At 35.3% G+C, this 20456-nt stretch carries 13 protein-coding genes; 7 read left to right on the forward strand and 6 right to left on the reverse strand.

Annotation, left to right across the window (positions count from 1 at the left end):
- Positions 1-115: 115 nt before the first annotated feature.
- From ES711_RS10315 to ES711_RS10330, 3 genes are all read right to left on the reverse strand, one after another.
- Positions 116-799 carry a hypothetical protein gene (locus ES711_RS10315; RefSeq protein WP_146893214.1) on the reverse strand — a complete coding sequence of 228 codons (684 nt, stop codon included), beginning with the start codon at positions 797-799 and terminating at the stop codon, positions 116-118.
- Between the two features lie 530 nt (positions 800-1329).
- Positions 1330-1614: a helix-turn-helix domain-containing protein gene (locus tag ES711_RS10320; RefSeq protein WP_146893215.1), complete on the reverse strand. Its 285-nt coding sequence runs from the start codon at positions 1612-1614 to the stop codon at positions 1330-1332.
- Positions 1615-2603: 989 nt separating this feature from the next.
- On the reverse strand, positions 2604-3995 hold the full coding sequence (locus ES711_RS10330) for a GIY-YIG nuclease family protein (RefSeq protein ID WP_146893216.1): 1392 nt from the start codon (positions 3993-3995) through the stop codon (positions 2604-2606).
- Between ES711_RS10330 and ES711_RS10335 the strand changes: the two genes are divergently transcribed.
- From ES711_RS10335 to ES711_RS10345, 3 genes are all read left to right on the forward strand, one after another.
- Positions 3988-6033 (forward strand): ATP-dependent helicase, encoded by a 2046-nt coding sequence (locus ES711_RS10335; RefSeq protein ID WP_246139174.1) that lies wholly within the window; start codon positions 3988-3990, stop codon positions 6031-6033. The genes ES711_RS10330 and ES711_RS10335 overlap by 8 nt on opposite strands.
- Positions 6034-6451: 418 nt before the next feature.
- A complete protein-coding gene (gene recQ, locus ES711_RS10340; protein ID WP_146893218.1) occupies positions 6452-8236 on the forward strand; it encodes a DNA helicase RecQ in 1785 nt (594 codons plus the stop codon).
- Positions 8237-9212: 976 nt separating this feature from the next.
- Positions 9213-9389, forward strand: coding sequence for a histone H1 (locus ES711_RS10345; RefSeq protein WP_146893219.1), 177 nt, complete (start codon positions 9213-9215; stop codon positions 9387-9389).
- A 676-nt stretch (positions 9390-10065) separates the two neighbouring features.
- Here the strand turns inward: ES711_RS10345 and ES711_RS10350 are convergent.
- Positions 10066-11169 carry a zinc-dependent alcohol dehydrogenase family protein gene (locus ES711_RS10350; protein WP_246139175.1) on the reverse strand — a complete coding sequence of 368 codons (1104 nt, stop codon included), beginning with the start codon at positions 11167-11169 and terminating at the stop codon, positions 10066-10068.
- 469 nt (positions 11170-11638) lie between these two features.
- Here ES711_RS10350 and ES711_RS10355 point away from each other — a divergent pair, with 469 nt between their 5' ends.
- The 3 genes from ES711_RS10355 (at position 11639) to ES711_RS16265 (ending at position 14632) form a co-directional block, all read left to right on the forward strand.
- Positions 11639-13087 (forward strand): pyruvate kinase, encoded by a 1449-nt coding sequence (locus ES711_RS10355; protein ID WP_146893220.1) that lies wholly within the window; start codon positions 11639-11641, stop codon positions 13085-13087.
- Positions 13088-13679: 592 nt separating this feature from the next.
- Positions 13680-14381: an adenine nucleotide alpha hydrolase gene (locus ES711_RS10360; RefSeq protein ID WP_146893221.1), complete on the forward strand. Its 702-nt coding sequence runs from the start codon at positions 13680-13682 to the stop codon at positions 14379-14381.
- 86 nt (positions 14382-14467) lie between these two features.
- Positions 14468-14632 (forward strand): hypothetical protein, encoded by a 165-nt coding sequence (locus tag ES711_RS16265; protein ID WP_170245263.1) that lies wholly within the window; start codon positions 14468-14470, stop codon positions 14630-14632.
- A gap of 335 nt (positions 14633-14967) precedes the next feature.
- On the opposite strand, the gene ES711_RS10365 is transcribed toward ES711_RS16265, so the two are convergent.
- Positions 14968-15831: a nucleotidyl transferase AbiEii/AbiGii toxin family protein gene (locus ES711_RS10365; protein ID WP_146893222.1), complete on the reverse strand. Its 864-nt coding sequence runs from the start codon at positions 15829-15831 to the stop codon at positions 14968-14970.
- Entirely contained in the window at positions 15828-16466 is a 639-nt protein-coding gene (locus ES711_RS10370; RefSeq protein ID WP_146893223.1) for a type IV toxin-antitoxin system AbiEi family antitoxin domain-containing protein, read from the reverse strand. The genes ES711_RS10365 and ES711_RS10370 overlap by 4 nt, the downstream gene beginning before the upstream one ends.
- 731 nt (positions 16467-17197) lie before the next feature.
- Here ES711_RS10370 and ES711_RS10375 point away from each other — a divergent pair.
- The gene (locus tag ES711_RS10375; RefSeq protein ID WP_146893224.1) at positions 17198-20416 is read left to right on the forward strand and encodes an Eco57I restriction-modification methylase domain-containing protein; all 3219 of its coding nucleotides are present in this window, start codon (positions 17198-17200) and stop codon (positions 20414-20416) included.
- The last annotated feature ends 40 nt before the right edge of the window (positions 20417-20456 follow it).

Consider the following 20456-nt stretch of genomic DNA (forward strand, 5'->3'; position numbering starts at 1 on the left):
TTAATATGATTCTAAATTTGGCGCACAAAAAATAAGAAAGCCCTAAAAAGGGTTTAAACATTATGATTATGATCACTTTATGGGGTTGTGCAACAAGTATCGGTGTTGGCTGTAGTTATTCGTTGCCTATTTTCATATTATAGTTTGTAAAATAATCAAGCAAGAATTCTACTTTTCCTTTATCAGAGTTTTTCATTTCTCTGTAAAGTTTTTTTCCTAATACTTTGGGGATGTCTTTAAAATCTGACTTAGAATCTATGATATGTAAGCCGTCCAAATCTTGAAAGTATATTGTTTGGGATTCAATAAATTGATCTTTTTCCATATGGGATGGCCACTCTACACTTTCTTCTAGAGGTAAAACTTTGCTTTTTAAATATATATTATCGTGTAAATATAAATTTAGCTTCCCTTTTTTAAGTTCACTTTCTGAGTTTTCTATTAAAACAGTCATAAATGCATTTCTTTTTGCCGCACGGCTAAAAGTTTTTCTTTTGAAGGGCAATGATCTAAGAGTTAATGTTTTTCCTTCTGAATTTTTCATTAACAAATATGTGAAATCATCAGGATTTATGGTTTTTTCATCTCCGGTTTCATTAAGGTATGTAAAACCTCTTTGTATGGTTCTAATTGGTAGTTTTTCACCATATATTAGTGTTGTATCACTTTTTTTATTTACCAAATAATAAATTATTGGTTGTTCATTACTTGAATTCAGCTTATTTATACTCTGAATTTCTTGAGAATTGCCAAGTGATATAAATGCTATAGCGATAGCAAAGAATAATCTAGTTTTCATAGGTTTTACGGTTTTGTTAAAATTGGTTTAAACTTCTAATGGAATAGTATTCCTATAAAAAAAGAATCTTTTAATCATAACACTAATATTTAAGATTATTCCCATCAAAAACCAATCCAAAAATTTAACTAATAATTATGATTCTTGGTTTTGATTTATATTTTTGAGATCAACGTTTAATATATAAACTGTGGTGAGGCGTCATAACGGGCTTATACATCGAGTGCTCAACAGAGAAAAATCCGTTCCCGAAAACAATCGGGATTACAAGTAGACATGGACAAGTTTTATTTTTTACACGTTGTGGCGCTGTGTTTTAATTTAGCGCTTTGTAGGCTTCCCCATAAAACATAGCGTTTAAATTCACAATAACTTTTGGATTGGCACTTAGCCAAATCTTTGATAGGGAACAACTTTTTCAATATTACAGTCAAATCAAAGATTTGGCGGACTTCACAAACACACACAAACCTTTCGGAAAGCATTAATTAGCTATGTTTCATACACATCTTTGTTGTGCTTTCTTACTTTTACACAACTTTTAATTCTATAGACAATCCCAGCGCATTGGCAATCAGGGCGAAATTGGATAAACGAATATCTTCACCGTTTTCAATTCGTGAGATATATGGTAGCTTTTTTCCGACTTTATCAGCTAAGTCTTCTTGGCTCATATGCAATTCCTTTCTTCTGTTTTTTATGATTTCTCCAAAATAATAGGAAGAAGCATCCTCTCGGAATTTCTCACGTTCCTTAGTCCCTTCTTTCCCGTATCGCTCAGCAATCAGTTCCTTTGCATTTATTGACTTTCCCATATTTACTTTTCTTTAAGATATTCTTCTAATATTTTTTCAACTTGTTTTACTGCTTTTTTTAATCTTTTGTGGATTTTTTTAGAAACCCGCATTGACAAACAGCATTGGTGAATTCTGGGAAATTCAGATGGTCTATTGCGAAAATTATAATTCGATATCCATTACCTGCTTTCATTCGCAATTCATAAAATTGTGTTGATTGCAGTTTTTTAAGGAAGTTGGTGTTTACAACTTTAACCTCTCCAATAACTTCAATGAGTTGGAAGAATTTAAGAGCATCTCTTTCGCCTTAACTGTCAATAAATTTCAGACATTTTTCTATAATATTGATTTCTCTCATATTCAAATGTAACGGATTAGTTACAATTTTGTTTCAATCTGTTTGATTTTTTTAAAGACGGAATTTTCTTCAGTATGAAGCACAACGAGCATGAATTCAACATTATGTTATATATCCTGCCAATTTAAGATATAACGAAGATATATTTTGCACTTATGGGTTGAACTCAGCTTTCATTAGTGTCCGGTAAAAATAAATAATAAATTAACAAACTCATTTAAAGCAAGGGACATTAGAAGATTTTCGAAATGAGACCTTGCATTTTAGAAACTGTTTCTACCGAGAGGGAATGTGCGATTTTAATTTTAATGATTGTTGTTTGTCAGTTAGTTGCAAACAAGTCTTAATTCTTTATTCTAACAGCGCAGCGGTCTTGATTCTTTATCGGACAACAATGATCTCTTTTACATTTCTGCACCTATTTTAGGTAAAATTCATCACCCGATTGTAAAAATTAAATAATACCAGAGGTTCCTAAATGGAAATTTTGCAGTCAAAAAAAGAATCAACTGGAGAGATGTATGGGAATTAAATTTTATTTAAGTAGGCGTTCACTATTGTAACTAAAAAACAAAATATTTTAAAGGCAATCCCCCACTTAATTAATTACGATTTCTGATAATTAAAGAAACTATTAAAGTTTCAATTGCTATTCGTGTAAAGTCAATATATCTTCTTTGGGAATAATTGCATCCAGTTTGCTCACAATCCTTGAGGTATCGTAATTGTTGCTTTGCCTAATTAACTGACCTAAAATGTCATTAGTGCTTAGTACGACCTCACTCTTATCAATAAATCCATAACCTTCATAAATTCCATTTACCATATATATAAAAGCGTCTTCGTGATGGTGGCGTCCCTTTAGTTTATAGATTTTACTAGATTTCCTATTCTTAAATTGTCTAAAAGCGTCTTCAAATCGCTCGTTATATGCAGTAATTAGCGTTTTATCCGCACAAACGCAAGGTGTCTGTTCACGAGTTACTTTACTGCAAGGACCCTTAACTTTTTCTATGCCGCAGTGTTTTCTACACAAATTAAACTCATTACAAAAGTTTTGGAGAGATTGCTTTACGGATACTCTATTAAAATAACGTTCTGGCAAGTTGTCAATGATATCCTTTCGTGTGATTTGTAGTTTGTTGATCCCACTGGCGGTTGTTGCTTTGTTAATGATATATGGCGCCGGATCTTCAACCTGTTGCGTATTATAAATTGGTTTTAAATGCTTAATATGTGCTGATTCTATGAGTTGTGCCAGAATATCGTTTCCGGAAAACTCCACTTGAATCGATTTTATTTTGGAATAATCAATCATAGTTTCTTTTGACAGGTTTGAAAAGTGGCTTTGTAAACGTTTTCTGATTTGACTGGCCTTTCCTACATAAATCACCTCTTGTAATTCATCTAGAAAGAAATAAACTCCAGGCGACAATTTATAATCTGAAATGTGTAGTGCCTCATATGTCTCAGCTTTGGGAAATGTTTCTTGGAGGGTGAGTTTATGATCATAATAATGCGCCATCAATTCAACAAAACGCTCAGCATAATCTGAACTATGATTTCCCAAGTTTTTAGTGGTTTTCAAATAGTCCGAAATAGAATTTGTTTGCGTTTTATCAGTGGCATACATGAGGTATTTGGGAAACACATTAAAATTATAGCCAATAATTTTAAATTGAGACTTGAGAAGCAAAAATTGCTTTACCTCCAAAAACACAAGTTGATGGTTTTTAAACACTTCAATTAAGTCGTCTGCGAGATCACAAAATGGCGGTGAAGATAGTATCTGTAACCTGTCTAGACCCTGTAACTCATAATCTTTTTTAGAAATGCTCATAGGAGGTCTAAAATTAAAGCTTAAATAAGGTTGGGATTCATCATCGCTTTTTAATACTAAACGATAAGGAATATCTCTTTTTTTGCCCGCTTGAAGTGTTTGAATGTAGATCCAGACCATAAGAGCAAAAATATGAAGTTTTAGCGCTACAGAAAATATTTTTAACTTCTCAATATTCAATATCTTTACAAAAATGATCATTTTGGAAAATCATAAACTGAACGAAAAGCAGAAAAAAGCAGTCGAATATGAAGGTAGACATTTACTTGTCCTAGCTGGTGCAGGCACAGGGAAGACACGTTGTATTGTTGGTAGGGCTGCTTACCTTATTGAACACGGCACTTCCCCTGAAAAGATTCAAATCCTTACCTTTACCAAACGTTCTGCAAACGAAATTGTGGAGCGGGTAAAATCTTCGCTTTCTACAAATCAAGCCCAAAGTTTAAATGGCTCTACTTTTCATTCGTGGTGCAATCAACTCATTGTGCGTTATCCCAATTTATTTGGTGCTTCAGGCTATACGGTCATTGATCCGGACGATCAATTGAGTGTGATGAAAATGGTGTGTGGTGATCAAATTATTGAGTATAAAGGAATCCGGATTAAACCGCAACAATTAATAGATATCTATTCTTACGGACGTAATACGCGACAAAATTTATCCAATGCCATAAGGGAACAGGTTTATAAAGGTAAAATGGATGATGAAACCAACGATGAAATTGACATCATCCGTCCAAAAATTGAAGTGTTATTGAAGGCCTATCAAACTAAAAAAGGCGAAGGTCGGTATATCGATTATGATGATCTTTTATTGGTAGTGGCAAATCGATTGCGCAACGATAAAGAGGCCAGAGATATATTAAACAAACAGATAGAACATTTATTGATTGATGAATTTCAGGATACAAACCCGCTGCAATGGTACTTGTTGGAGCCTTTTTTAGAGATCGCCCATTTTTATTGTGTTGGTGATGATGCCCAATCGATTTATTCATTCAGAGGTGCCGATTTTAAGAATGTGCATTTATTTAAAGAGCGAGTGCCCGATTCTGAAATCATGATCTTGGATAAAAATTATCGGTCTACCCAAGAAATTTTAGATATGTCCAATTGGCTGATTGATGCATCTCCTTTAGATTACAAAAAACAATTGGTGGCCGCTAGAGGCTCGGGAAGAATTCCGAAATTGATAAATATTACCAGTCAATGGGAAGAAGCCAATTTTATTGCTGAACATATCCTGGAAAATTTTACCGAAAACAACAAGCAGTTTTCAGACCATCTGATCCTTTCAAAATCTACCTATTATACCAAACCTTTACAAGCCGTTTTTATTCAAAAGAAAATTCCATACGTCACCTACGGAGGGCGGAAATTCATGGAGGCTGCGCATATTAAAGATGTCATTTCGGCGCTCCGGGTTGTAAATAATCACTTAGATGAAATAGGCTGGATGCGATTTTTAACCTTTTGGGATGGCATTGGCGAGGTCAAGGCTGGTAAATACATTTCTAAATTAATCGCTTATGAAGATCCCTTGCAGTGTGCACAAAATTTGGGGGATATTGTGGGAGGTTCAGAAGGGGAGGCGATAAGCGATATCTACAATACCATCTTTTTAAATGCGGGAAATGTGAAAGTCGCCTTGCAGGAAACCTATGCCAGGATGGAACTACCATTAGCATTTAAATACCGCAAGGACTGGGAAGAGAAAAGGAAATCGGATTTTCCGGTTTTGGAAATGTTAGGCGATAATTATGCTTCTATTGGTCAGCTTATTTCTGAAGGTGTTTTAGAAAATGCAAAACAGCTAAATGGAGCGCCTGTTTTGGAAGGATCTGCAATGAGTGACAGCGAAATCAAAGATCATGTTATCATTTCTACAGTACATTCGGCTAAAGGTTTGGAAGCGGATGTCTGCTATGTCCTTAACGTTTCACCCAAAGTGTATCCCAGTGCGTGGAATCTTGGGAGTGATGATAAGATTGAAGAAGATCGACGTGTGCTCTATGTGGCTCTTACCAGGGCGAAAAATGAATTGATTATTACAAGGGATACAAATTCTATAAGCACCGTCAATAAAGCGAAAACCGTTGGTTTTAACTCGCAATACTTTTTGGAAGAACTTCCAGAGCATCTGACTGAACAATTTATCAATCCATATAATATCATAAGGTCGAAAGATATCTCTAAACCAAATGCTATTGACCTTTCCTTTGGAATGGACTTTTCATAAAAACAACACCATAATATCTGAATCTTATAAGGGGACAAGTGGGTTTGGAACTGTAATTTTTAGGAGCTGTTGCAGAATAGCGTTTTTTGGCAGAATGTCATACCTTCTATGGAGCGTGATGGCTGATGTTTTCACAAAACACCTTTATTCTAAAGTTTTAATCGCTCCGAAAGATTGGAGAGACGTTGTTAAGATTTAACAAAGTTGGGTACACCAGATTTTACAATTCCATCCTGAAATGATACCTTTGGCGCCGCTTAGTGAAGTGCGTTTAATCCGTAGAGGTTTTTCAAACCCAATGTTATTCCTGCACTTTTAATGAGATGGATCAACTGCAAATAGATTTTTGGTTGCTGAGCGTTATTCAGAGGTCAAAATAGAATGTACGTCATAGTCCGAGCCACTTTAAAGATAAAAAATGATTACTACAGATACCACCTTACAACTTTTAAAAACCCACTTCGGATATCGTAGCTTTCGACCCCAACAAGAACGAATCGTCCACGATATCATCAATGGAAACGACGTATTGACCATTATGCCCACGGGAGGGGGAAAGTCGGTGTGTTTTCAATTGCCCGCCCTGGCGCTTTCAGGAACGGCGATTGTCATTTCGCCTTTAATTGCGTTAATGAAAGATCAGGTGGATGCTTTGTTGACCAATGGCATAGCTGCTGCCTATTATAATAGCAGTCAAGATGCTACCGTTCAGCATGCTACCCTCCAAAAATTGCAAAATGGCGATTTAAAGTTGATTTATGTGGCACCAGAAAGCTTGCAAAACCTTTCATCATATTTTTCTGAGATAGAAATTAGTTTAATTGCGGTTGATGAAGCGCACTGTATCTCATCATGGGGTCATGATTTCAGACCCGCTTACACCACATTGGGTTACCTGAAAAAGCAGTTCCCCAACACACCAGTCGCTGCCTTTACGGCCACTGCGGATGGGGCTACGCAACAGGATATCATTACGCAGTTGAAAATTAGGGACGCCAAAGTCCATTTGTCTTCTTTTGATCGGAAAAATCTTTATTTAGAAGTGCGGCCGGGTAATGATCGCATCAATCAGATTATACGGTTTTTAAAGACAAGACCCGATGAAAGTGGTATTATCTATTGCTTGAGCCGAAAAAGCACGCAGGAGGTGACCGCAAAACTCAATAAAAATGGATTTAAAGCCAAAGCCTATCACGCTGGGCTTACTGCCGACAAACGAAACAGCATTCAGGAAAGTTTTATCAATGACGTTACTCCGATCATTGTGGCCACCATCGCCTTTGGGATGGGTATTGATAAAAGTAACGTGCGCTGGGTGATCCATTACAATATGCCCAAAAACATTGAGGGCTATTACCAAGAAATAGGGCGGGGTGGACGCGATGGACTTCCTGCCTATAACATCCTGTTTTATTCCTATGCGGATGTGGTTCAGCTGCGGAAATTTACCGAAAAGGCTTCCAACGCCGACTATCAAATAGCGAAGCTGAACCGAATGCAGCAGTTCGCTGAGGCTCTAAGTTGTCGTCGCATTGCGCTTCTCAATTATTTTGGAGAACACCATACTGAAAATTGCAACAATTGCGATGTTTGCAAAGCGCCACCGCGTTATTTCGACGGTACTGTTCTTACCAAAAAAGTATGTTCAGCAGTTTATAGGCTTAGGGAACAAGAGTCTACGGGAATGGTTATAGATGTGTTGAGAGGTGCTCAAAATGCTCAGGTTTTAAGTAAAGGATATCATACCATCAAAACTTATGGCATTCTTAAAGAGATGTCTTGGATGGATTTGCAACAGTACATTATTCAGATGCTGAATCAAGGGATTTTGGAAATCCGGTTTCATGAAAATGGACGTTTACTATTGACGCCATTGGCCAATGCTATTCTTTTTGATGACCGACCGGTACGTTTGGCCACCCCTCGAAAACAAGTGCAGGCCACCAAGGTTGAGCGTCCTAGACATTCCGCGAATTCCATATTATTTCAAAAATTACGTGAACTCCGCGCAGCTATTGCCAAAGAAGCGAAAGTTCCGGCATATGTTGTTTTTAGTGATGCGACTTTAAAGGATATGGAAATGAGACGGCCAAAAACCAAATCAGAATTTAAAGAAGTCTTAGGCATCGGAAAAGTGAAGGCGGAACGGTACAGTCGTTACTTTTTAAGTGCAATCGCTTCATTTGAATCACAAGAAGTATAACATACATCCTATCGACGGTGCACATATGACGCACTGGCGAGCTTTAGGTTTTCCCATGAATTTCAAAAAACAGTAATTTATTTATAGCAACTTTAATCCTCTTTTTAGTCAGAGTGCACCTAATTAATGGCTAAAACTTTGAATGATAAGCCTCGGTGCAGTTCAGTGTTACTATGTTTTTATAATGCAATGTTTTGAATATGTGCCTCGTTTCAGCACGAATTAATAGTACCCCACGGTCATTTATAGAATTTTGGGTAACCTTAGGAGCTCGCTGTTAAATCCTCTGGGAATTTTGTTTCCTATATCTATGTTCATTAGTGTCCGATAATAATAAATAATAAATTAACAAACTCATTAAAAGCAAGGGACATTAGAAGATTTCCGAAATGAGACCTTGCATTTTAGAAACTGTTTCTACCGAGAGCGAATGTGAGATTTTAATTTAAATGATCGTTGTTTGTCAGTTAGTTGCAAATAAGTCTTTATTATTTATTCTAACAGCGCAGCGCCTGCCTGCCGATGAGGCAGGGTCTTGATTCTTTATCGGACAACAATGATCTATGTTATAATCAGAAAAGCCCTTACAGGGATTATTTAGGCGCATCTATACTCAAATTTATAGTTTTAGGAACCAATTACAGTTGTTCTCGCTCATAAAAGTGACCATCGTCACCTGCCTTTTCCAAACTATGCACGATTAGAAATTGGAAAAATGCATCTTAAAACTCTTAAGCCTTATTATTTCTCGTTGTTTTACGGCGACCTTCTTTTTTTTGGTTTTCACTAAAATGGTGTTCGTTTTGGACATTATCAAACCTATTTTGAGGGTTTTAGGACTTTTCACATGTATAATTAAGCCTCTAATGATCTTTATTTGAAATCGGCCATTGCGTAATTTTATAAAAGTATTAAGGGTATTTAACTGGAATAACTATACTTTCGCTTTTTATAAATTAATAAACATACAAATCTTATGAAAGAACTTATTGAGAACATGCAAAGCACTTATGAATCCTTTGAAAGTGATGCTAAGTTACAGTTAGAAAGCGGAAATAAATCAGCAGGTACAAGAGCCAGAAAATCATCATTGGCTTTAGAGAAATTATTGAAAGAATTCCGTAAGGTTTCAATTGAGGAATCAAAAAAATAAAACATTACCTGCTAACCAAATTGGTTAGCAGGTAATGCTTATTATTAATATAATTTAACCCCTTCAGATATGGAGGGGTTTTATTTTTTAAATTCCAAAAGATCCCATAGGGATGCAGTTTATAAAGCTCCCATCTCACTATAAAGTGCTGACCTGAAAAAACGGACATACTGAGTTTTACAAGGGTTTTCATCACTATTTTATGGTCTCATCACATTTCTGTATGTAGAACATTAAACTGTACAGGGATTGTAATAATTTTTATAAAAGATATGTTGTATATCCGTATGTGTCAGACGAGTAAAAATCTGCGAAACTCTGCGAAATCAGCGGGAGACAAAACCATGAGCATGTGGAAGATGATCCCGCAGATCACTGTTATAATCGCAGAATAAAAACAAATGTTTGTTATGAGTGCCATCATATATAAATTATCATAGTGTCACATTTAAGAGCTTTATGATATGTTGCGGATCATCATAAAATATCTTCCTAGAGTGATCAATGACATCAATTAAAATAATTAGCGTTTGTCAGTTAGTTGCAAGCAAGTCTTTGTTCTTGTCCCGATCGCTATCTGGACTAAAAGCGCAGCGGCCTTGATTCTGCAACGTACAACAATGATTAATCCTAATGAACCTACTGGCCTTACCCGATGCCGCTCGTTTCTTGTATGTTAGTTTGTCAAGATTATTTTTAATGCCTTTTCTTCAGCTGCATTCCCAAACACCTCATAAGCGTGGATAATGTCATCCAATTTAAAGCGGTGTGTAATCAATTTTTCGGGTTGAATTTTACCAGAGGTCACCGTTTTCAGAAGCATAGGAGTCGTGTTAGTATTTACCAGTCCCATGGTGATGGTGATATTTTTAATCCATAAATCCTGAATTTTTAAATCGACGCTTTTTCCATGCACACCAATATTTGCAACATGGCCTCCAGGACGTACAATTTGCTGACAGATATCAAATGTTGCGGGAGCACCAACGGCTTCTATAGCTACGTCCACACCATCTGCTGTTTCTGAAAGTATCTTTTTAATGGCATCTTCTGTGCCCGAATTAATGGTATCTGTTGCACCCCATTTTTTGGCCAGTTTTAGACGATTTTCATCCAAATCAACCATGTAAATCTTAGCAGGAGAATAAAACTGCGCGGTAAGTAATGCCGACATTCCAATGGGTCCCGCACCAATAATGGCAATGGTGTCACCTGGTTTTACACGTCCGTTTAAGACACCAATTTCATGACCCGTAGGTAATATATCACTTAACATTACTAAGGCTTCTTCATCAGCTCCTTTAGGAATCGGGTGGAGACTATTATCAGCATGAGGAATGCGCACATATTCCGCCTGTGTTCCATTAATAAGGTGTCCTAATATCCAACCCCCATCTTCGCAATGAGCGTACATCTGCTTTTTGCAATATTCACAAGTTCCATCAGATGTGATACAGGATATAATAACATGGTCTCCTTTTTTAAAGTTTCGTACTGATTCGCCAACCTCTTCGATAACACCAACACCTTCATGTCCGAGCGTAGTACCTGGTTTGCAAGTAGGCGTTTTGCCATGTAAGATGCCTAAATCTGTTCCGCAAATGGTGGTTTTTATAATTTTTACAAGCGCATCTGTTGGTTTTTCAATGATGGGCATTGGTACGTCCTTATAGTCTATCTTTCCTGGACCATTATAAACAAGACCTTTCATGGTTTTGTTACCTTTACCCGAAGGAGTGTTTAGCGGGTCTTTCTTAATTGGATCTTTTGCGTTGGCCATCTTTTCTAGAGTTTAAGTTACCTGATTATTAGTATTTTAACTTTATGAAGGTAGACTAAGATTTAAGGAAAAAGTATGATAAGTATCAGTTCTACTATATCTTTACAAAGATTAGTGTCCGGTAATAATATAAATTAACAAACTCCTTTAGATCAAGAGACATTAGGAGATTTTCGAAATGATATCTTATTTTTTAAAATCTTTTTCTACCAAAAGTAATGTGATGATTTTGAATTTAACTGATCGTAATTTGTCAGTTCATTGCAAGCAAGCCTATGTTCTTTTCCCAAGCGCTATCGGGACTAACAACGCAGCGGTCTTGATTCTGCATCGGACAACACTGAAAGAAAATAGAATACAATCTTTAAGCTGTTGCCATAAATAAATGGAATCGTCTTGAAATCCTGTTATGTTTGTAACTTATTTAATAAACTCGTAAACTAAATGCACTGGGCTTAACGCGACAACAATGAACAAGAAAAAATTAGCATTACTTAAACAAGAGCTGGAAAGCGTCATCGAACAACTGCAGAACGTGTCAGTGCCCAAAGATGTGAAACCTATCAAACGAAAAACATCAAGTGCAGACAACCTATTACATTATGCTTCTATTCGTGAACTCGATTTGAGCGAACTTCAAAAAAAGCTCAAGAAAATTGGTGTTTCACGTCTTGCGCGTTCGGAAGATCATATCATGCATTCCCTGCATCTGATACATCAATTGGTCTGTGCGCTATTGAAGGAGCCAAATGACATCAATAAACAAAAGTATATCACGATTGCTCGTGCCGAAAAAAAGCTCATCAAAAACACCAAATTGCTTCTGGGCCGAAAAACAAAAAAGAAGCGGGTAAGGCTTATGGTCACCATACCTTCCGAAGCTGCCACAAACTATCAATTAATCGAGGATTTAGTGGTGCAAGGCATGAATTGTGCACGAATTAATTGTGCGCACGATACTGAAAAAGAATGGGTTGCTATGGCAAATCATATTCGTAAAGCAGCTTCCAAACACCAACGTTTGGTAAAAATTGCCATGGATTTAGGCGGTCCTAAAATCAGGACTTTATTGACTTCTGAGGATGTAGATTTCATGTTGCTCAATAAAGGGGATACTATCGAAATTATTGATGACAGTTTACCGCATACCAAGGAAATAAAACAAATACGATGCACCTTTCCGGAAATTATTTCAAAAGTAAAACCAGGAGAACCCATTTATTTTGATGATGGTAAAATTGAAGGAACCATTACTTATGTAGAAGACAAGAAAATAGGCATCAATATTACACGGTGTAAGCTTGAGGGTTCGAAATTAAAAACTGATAAAGGCATCAATCTCCCTGAAACTAATTTAGGAATTGCCGGATTGACGCCGAAAGACAAGGAGGATTTTGCCACCATAGCCAAAATTGCCGATATTGTTAATTTCAGTTTCGTCAATACTACAGATGATTTAGATGATTTATTCCAATTGATGGAAACTCATAAAGCCAACACTATCAGCATCATATTAAAAATCGAAACTAAAAAAGCCTATAACAATTTAAAGGATATTCTCTTGGCCACCATGACTAAAGAGAATGCGTTTGGAGTAATGATTGCACGAGGCGATTTGGCAATTGAAGTGGGTTGGCTAAATAGTGGTCGCGTTCAAAATGAAATTCTGCGCATGTGTACCGCAGCGCACACACCTATTATTTGGGCGACTCAAGTGCTGGAGAATTTAGCGAAAAACGGAATTCCTTCCCGGTCGGAAATTTCAGATATCAACAATGCCTTAAAAGCGGAATGTATTATGCTCAACAAAGGACCTTATATGCTTGAGGTGATGCAGTTTTTAAATGAAGTTTTACAAAACGAAGAACTCTTTCAAATTAAAAATGAGGCCATGCTTCCTAAACTGAAACGGTTATAGCGTTTTAATGGCCAAATATTAGATTTCCACCGTAATTTAAGTGGTAATTAGATGTATTGAAAATGGCGTTTTGCTTTTTAGAAACTATTTTTACCGAGAATAATTGGGTGATTTTAATTGTAATTGTGCTTGTTTGCTTGTTGTTGAAAGCAAGTCCCTGCCTGCTAGTGGTCAGGTTTATTCTTGGTTCTAGAAGACGTTGCGGTATTGATTGTTTATTGAACACCCGTAAATTAAATATCAATTTGACATAACGCTATAAATAACCAAATACTAATACAATGTGATTGATCATTGGGTTAATGCTAATTAACTTTCCCTATTTTAGAGGCTCAATAATACGCTATAGCATTTAATGGCATTATTTCAACCATCAGTAATTAAATCCCATCTCGCTTTACGCGATGAAGCAGTAGTCGATAAAGCATACAAAAAGTATCAAAAATACTTATGGAATACGACGATACAGTAAAAGATCATAAGCGCCAAAGAAGAACAATATCAAGCAACCTTTCTAAAGGAGTTGTTTGTTAATATTCTAAGCTACCACAAACGTTGTGCGTCAATTTAGAAAAACCTTGTAACAGAACATATGACCGAAAGAAAAAAAGCAGTATTTAATTGGAGTGGCGGCAAGGACTCTGCCTTAGCACTTCAAAAGACACTTAAAGAAAATGAATTTGAGGTCGTTTCACTATTGACAACTATCAGCGAAGAAACACTGACATCTTCAATTCATTCTATTCCTCTGAAACTATTATTAAAACAAGCGGACAGTATTGGAATTCCGCTTTATACTGTTTCCCTTTCTAAGAACACTAAAACCTATGAGGAAGGAATGACCGAAGCAGTAGGACATTTTAAAAAGCAAGGCGTAACACATTTTATTTTTGGTGATATATTTTTGGCAGATGTGAAATCATATCGGGAGAGTAAGCTAAATCCATTAGGAATTGAAGTAGTTGAACCTCTTTGGGGCAAAACTTCCGAAGAAATTTTTAAGGACTTTTTAAATTCAGGTATTAAGACAAAAATTATTGTGACACAGGCAGACAAACTTGACCATACATTCATTGGAAAAGAAATTAATGATGACTTTTCTAAATCGCTGCCAGATGGTATTGACTTGTGCGGTGAAAACGGAGAATATCATACCTTTTCTTATGACGGAGATCTTTTTAAAACTAAGATTGACTTTGAAATTAACAAGACAATCAAAATAACTTATGACTTTAAAATGGACACGGGAGAAATGAAAAGTTATGATTATTATCAAGCAGAAATAATGATATAATAAAGAAAACCGAACGCACAAAAACACTTTTACGCAAGCAGGGGTGTGTTTAATTGCCCACGATAACCTAACAAAAAGAAAAACAGATGGAAGAAAAGAAGAAAAAAAGCGTCATAGAATTCAAGAAAAATTTAAAAAGCCAAAATCAAGCTGAATATTTTAAAAAATATAATGCGAAATTAGTGTATAGATTTTACGATAAAGACAAGAATTTAGTGACTGACATTATTCTGAATCCGAATGAATATTAGAGCCGAACTCTGAATTGAATAATCTGATAAAACAACTAAAAAACAACAAAATAGCTATTGCTTAGTCGATTCACACTTGGGAAATCCTGCGGATTTTATCAAGCCAGTTTTTATTTGGAGAGGTTTGTGCCAACACACGCCACAACTCATATAAACGTTACGCGGCATCTTAAAACAACACGATTTATTATTAACGAGAATTGATGATTTATAATCGAAAATTTACAACCATCCTGATAATTATTTAATGACCATGACTAAAAAGCTGCTGTATTCAATCTTTTCAGTTTTCTTGGCCTATCCACTAGGGGCAATTCTTAAATGTTGGTCTTTCACTAAGGCGAAGTATTCTCAAATTTAATTTTTTCTATTAAATCCTTGAAATATTCGGGACTCCAAATATTTAGGACAGCATCATTTGGGATGAACTTAACAACATCTTCTTTAATTCTGTTAAAGGAAACCGATTTGATCTTGGCGTCCAATAGACCTATAATCTGTTCGGTAGTAATGCTATCGTCTGTCCAGTCCTTAGTATCTTTCGCTCTGGTTAAGAAATGATTTACATCCAAAGGGATTCCCTTTTTGATGTACCATTCCAGGTCGTACCAATCCCTTCCTTTCACCCTGTTCAGCCATTTTCTAAATAGCAGGGCATGCATTTTGCCCGCGAACAAACTTGGTTTGGTAAAGCATTTCACATAAAAGGAAAATGGACGGAGCACTAACTTTTCTTCGGTTTTGAAATTTAATGGAGGCTGTCTGTCAACTTCTATTTTTATCTTCAAGGTCTTGTTAGAGCGCACCCCGGTTTCTTTGATGATATCTTCGAGCACAATTTCTTGCCATATTGTTTCGGCTTTCCGAAATGCAGAATCAATAGCCGTTTGTCTTGTTTTTTTCTTCTCCCTAATGCTAACAGTCAGTCCCAATGACTTAAATTCATCTATAACGGGGTTAAAATAGGGCTCAATTGAAAAATTCGGATCAGGTTTAAGTAATGAAAAATCCAAATCTTCTGAATACCTATCCAGTCCATAAAAAATCCGGAGCGCAGTTCCGCCATAAAAAACTGCTTTCTCAAAAAAATCAGTTCTTGATAGGCCTGCCAAAGTGATTTCTTGCATTATTTCTCGTAATGCGGATAATAGTTCCTCTTCATTTTGAGGGTTATATTCCGCGATCCATTCTTTAATCATAATTTTCTCAGCGTTTTAATAAGCATTTCCAGACTACTTTTTTTAGGGGCATGTTCAATCCATAATTCCATGACATTCGTATCTAAGGTGCTTAATGGTTCACTGTCCATACGAAGATCCTCCATTAAAAAATCTTCGGTTTGTTTCATGGTTCTAAGATAGATTTTTGGTGTTAGCACAACTTTGTCACACAAAGCTTTTTCAGGAGAGGCAACCAACATTGTTTGCTTGGGTGAATGGTCTATGTTTTTTATTCCATAAGAATAATAGGGGATCTTTAATTGCTTGTAACTAAATCGTCCAACAGGAGTTTTATATAACTTTGAAGTTTTTATGGTCACTGAACTTATTTCATAAACTTTTTCCGGTATCATGTTCCAATAGGACAAGGCAGATTCTAATGACACATAGCTCGGTCCTCTCAGATGGTTTGCTATTAGAAAAGGTTCCGGTGCAGGCAAGTCTAATCTAGGTCCGGTCATATATAACCCTCTTCTAATAGAAATAAGTTCCTTGCTTTTAAGTAGCTCACTAATCTTATCGTTTGGCCGCTGATAATCACGTAGTAGATCTAAGATCAAATGTCTGGATATCGGGGTTTCTGCATAGTCCCTTATCAAGTTTCTAAAATCCATAATGTAATTATTGTGGGTGATAATCGGATTGCTTCCGATTAACTAATGTAAATATAGCGTTTATATGTGAAAAAATAAGCACATAATCGGATATATTCCGATTATGTGTTTAGATTATTACAATTATTTTGTAGGCGGCTATTTTAAATGCTTCGTTATTTTCACATAAGAGCATGTTTTACAAAAGCAGGCGTGGAGGCAATCTGATTATAGTCTTTGAAATATCCAATATTATTCTGTAATGGAAGTAGAGGATTAAAGAGTTGAAAACGATGTTGTTTTGAAGTGTAGCTTTTGACCTTCTACAAAACTGCCATATCTTGATGTTTTATAAACGCATCGCCGGAATATGTATGTAATTAATACCACATTCTTTGAGTTGTTGGGTTGCATTTTTAGAAATATACTCTGCGATTAAATAATTGGCTCAATGCTTTTGTTTTTCATTTGTTCTAATTGAAATAAAATAAAATCCAGATTTGATGTTCTAATAGCAAACCTAGTCTCCATAGTGAATTGAGCATTGCCGATAGTCAAGACGGCATCAGAGTTTTAATTTATATTGTCTACCATTATTTAAATATTGAGTAGCTCTTTTAATTTGGAAGCAGCTTCGTAATTGATTTCATTATTGCGATCCATAATTTTTAATGTTCATTATTTTGTAGGCTTCTTTAATCTTAATTAACTTTCCCTATTTTAGAGGCTCAATAAATACTCTATAGAATGTAATGGCATTATTTCAAGCATCAGTACTTAAATCCCATCTCGCTTTACTCGATGAAGCAGTAGTAGATAAAGCATATAAAAAGTATCAAAAATATTTCTGGAATACGGCGATACAAGAAAACATCAAAAGTGCAAAGGAAGAACAGTATCAGGCAACCTTTCTAAATGAGTTGTTTGTGAATATTCTTGGCTACACGCTGTTTCCAAATCCCAATTCCAATTTAACTACGGAATTTAAGAACGAGAAAAACCAACGTAAGGCAGACGGTGCTATTTTAAAAGATGGTGTTGCTATTGGTGTTATTGAATTAAAGGGAACAAACACCAAAGATTTAGAGAGTATCCGTCGTCAAGCCTTTGATTATAAGGCAAATCAAAAAGACTGTGTCTATGTGATTACATCTAATTTCGAAAAGCTTCGCTTTTACATCAACGATGCCACAGAGTTTGAGGAGTTCGATCTGTTTACACTCTCGCCAGAGCGCTTTAAGCTACTATTCCTGTGCTTACAGATAAATAACATACTAAATCAGACACCGCTTAAAATTAAGGAAGCATCGGTTAGAGTAGAGGAGGAGATTACCAAAGCATTCTATAAGGACTATTCAATTTTTAAACGTGAACTGTTTAGGGATCTCGTTAAACGTAATGCCAAAACTGTAAAAGCGAAGTTAAGTGAAACTAATCTTCTAGAAAATCAAGAGTATATTGTTAGACTTGAAAAGAATGTGAAACTCACATTGTTTCAAAAATCTCAAAAATTAATTGACCGTTTCTTATTTGTTTTCTTTGCAGAAGACAGAATGTTGTTGCCTTATAACTCGACACTTCAAATTCTCAAAAAATGGAAAGATGACTGGGATTTTGGCGATGAACGTCCATTATACGATCTTTTTAAACAGTATTTCCACTTCTTAGATACAGGCAGAAAGGGAACACAAAGTCGCGCTGAGATTTACGCCTACAACGGTGGTTTATTTAAGCCAGACGCCATTCTTGATGCATTGGAAATTGACAGTGAGTTATTGTATAAATACACGTCTAAACTATCTAATTACGATTTTGAAAGTCAGATAGATGTCAACATTCTTGGACACATTTTCGAGAATTCCCTTAATGAGATTGAAAGTGTAAATTCAGAAATTGAGGGTGGCAATTTTGATAAGCAAACAAGTAAACGTAAAAAAGATGGTGTTTTTTACACGCCCAAATATATTACTAAGTACATCGTAGAAAATACAATTGGTAAACTTTGTGAAGAAAAGAAAATCGAGTTAGACTTCCACGAAGAGGAATACTTCAAAGGACGAAAAAATAGAAATAAAACAACCATTGAGAAACTCGTAAATATTCTTGATGAATACCGTGAATGGTTATTACAACTTACCATTTGTGACCCTGCTTGTGGTTCTGGTGCATTCTTAAACCAAGCATTAGATTTTCTAATCAAAGAACATACTTATATTGACGAACTAAAAACCAAAATTTTAGGAGGTGGCTTACAGTTTCCGGATATTGAGAACACCATTTTAGAAAACAATATTTATGGTGTTGACTTGAATGAAGAAAGTGTTGAGATTGCTAAGCTCTCCCTTTGGTTGCGTACAGCACAACCTCGCCGAAAACTAAACGATTTAAGTAGTAATATTAAATGTGGTAACAGTTTAATTGATGATAAAAAGGTTGCTGGAGATAAAGCTTTTAAATGGGAAAAGGAGTTTCAACATGTTTTTGAAAAAGGAGGGTTTGATATAGTTATAGGCAATCCGCCTTATGTGAGTGTTGAAAATATACCTAGTTTAGATAAGAGTTATTATGGTAAACGCTTTTTAACATTTTATAAGAGAAGCGATCTTTTCGTAAATTTTATTGAACTATCAACTATGACTCTGACTGGAAATGGAATGATTTCATTCATTATACCTTCTATAATTTTAAATAATTTGTCATACAAAAAAATTCGAAACTTACTTTTAGCTAATGAATGGTTGGCGGAAGTTTGTTATACAGGCGGAGGAGTTTTTTCCGATGCTACCGTTGATACAGTTATAATTACTATTAAAAAATCTAATTTAAAAGAGATTAAAGTTATTGATGCATTGGATTTTGAAGCCAAAAGAGAACATGTTTATCCGTTGAATTATTTTGAAAAGTATCAAAATACAATTAGTGTATCAATAGATGGAAATGAAAAACTGTTTAACAAACTTTTTAATGGAAAATTCGTTCTTGTTAAGGATTATTTTAAGGTTTTTCAAGGTGTGGTCACAGGAAATAACGAATCATATTTATTTGAAAATAAAGAGAGGTTGAGACACGCAAACCTTGATGAAGAATTATTAAAACCAATTGTTTCGGGAAGAGATATTGCTAAGTGGAAAATAAAAGATGATAGTAAACGAATTTTATATGTAGACTCGAAAACAAATATTGATAACTTCAAAAAAACCTTGAAATGGTTAGTTCCTTTTAAATATAAATTAGAAAAAAGAAGAGAATGTTTGAGTGGCGTAATCCCATGGTACTCATTGCAATGGCCTAGAGATAAAGAGGATTTGGATTATACTCCAAAAATAATGTTACAGCGAACTAGAAATGAAAGTTTGAAGACTAGAATCGTCGCTACTATAGATGAAAATGGGACATATGGAATGGAAAGTATAATTTTCTTGACTCCTATCACGAATAAAGTCAGCACTTACTATTTCTTGGCAATATTAAACTCCAAATTGATTAATTACTTATTTGCTACCAAGTTTTTAAACTTAGCCGTTAAAGGCAATTATCTAAAAGAATTGAGATTTCCATTAAGTGATGATAATAAAATTTTAGAGGATTGTGCAAAGTATATGATCTCTGGGAATACGAACTTAAGCTCTATAGTTAGCCAGTTTCTTAAATATGTTTTGAGCAATTACAGTATAGCTAAAATGAGCAATAAATTAAAATCTTGGCATGAACTTACTTTTGGTGATTTTATCAAAGAACTCAACAAAGCCATAAAATCCACCAATAGAGAAAGAGCCAAAGAATGTTTAGACCCAATCCCAGAACTAACCAAAAAAGACGAATTTAAATGGATGGAGCTCTTTGAGGAAAATAAAAAGAAAGCACAAGAACTTCAAACCAAAATCGGCCAAACAGAAAAGGAAATCGACAAGATGGTTTATGAGTTGTATAGGTTGACAGAAGAAGAAATTGCAATTGTAGAGAACAGTTGATTTTTATAAAATTTTGTTCATTGAATTAACAAAATAAACA

Source organism: Gelidibacter salicanalis (assembly GCF_007997285.1).
GTDB classification, from domain to species: Bacteria; Bacteroidota; Bacteroidia; order Flavobacteriales; family Flavobacteriaceae; genus Gelidibacter; species Gelidibacter salicanalis.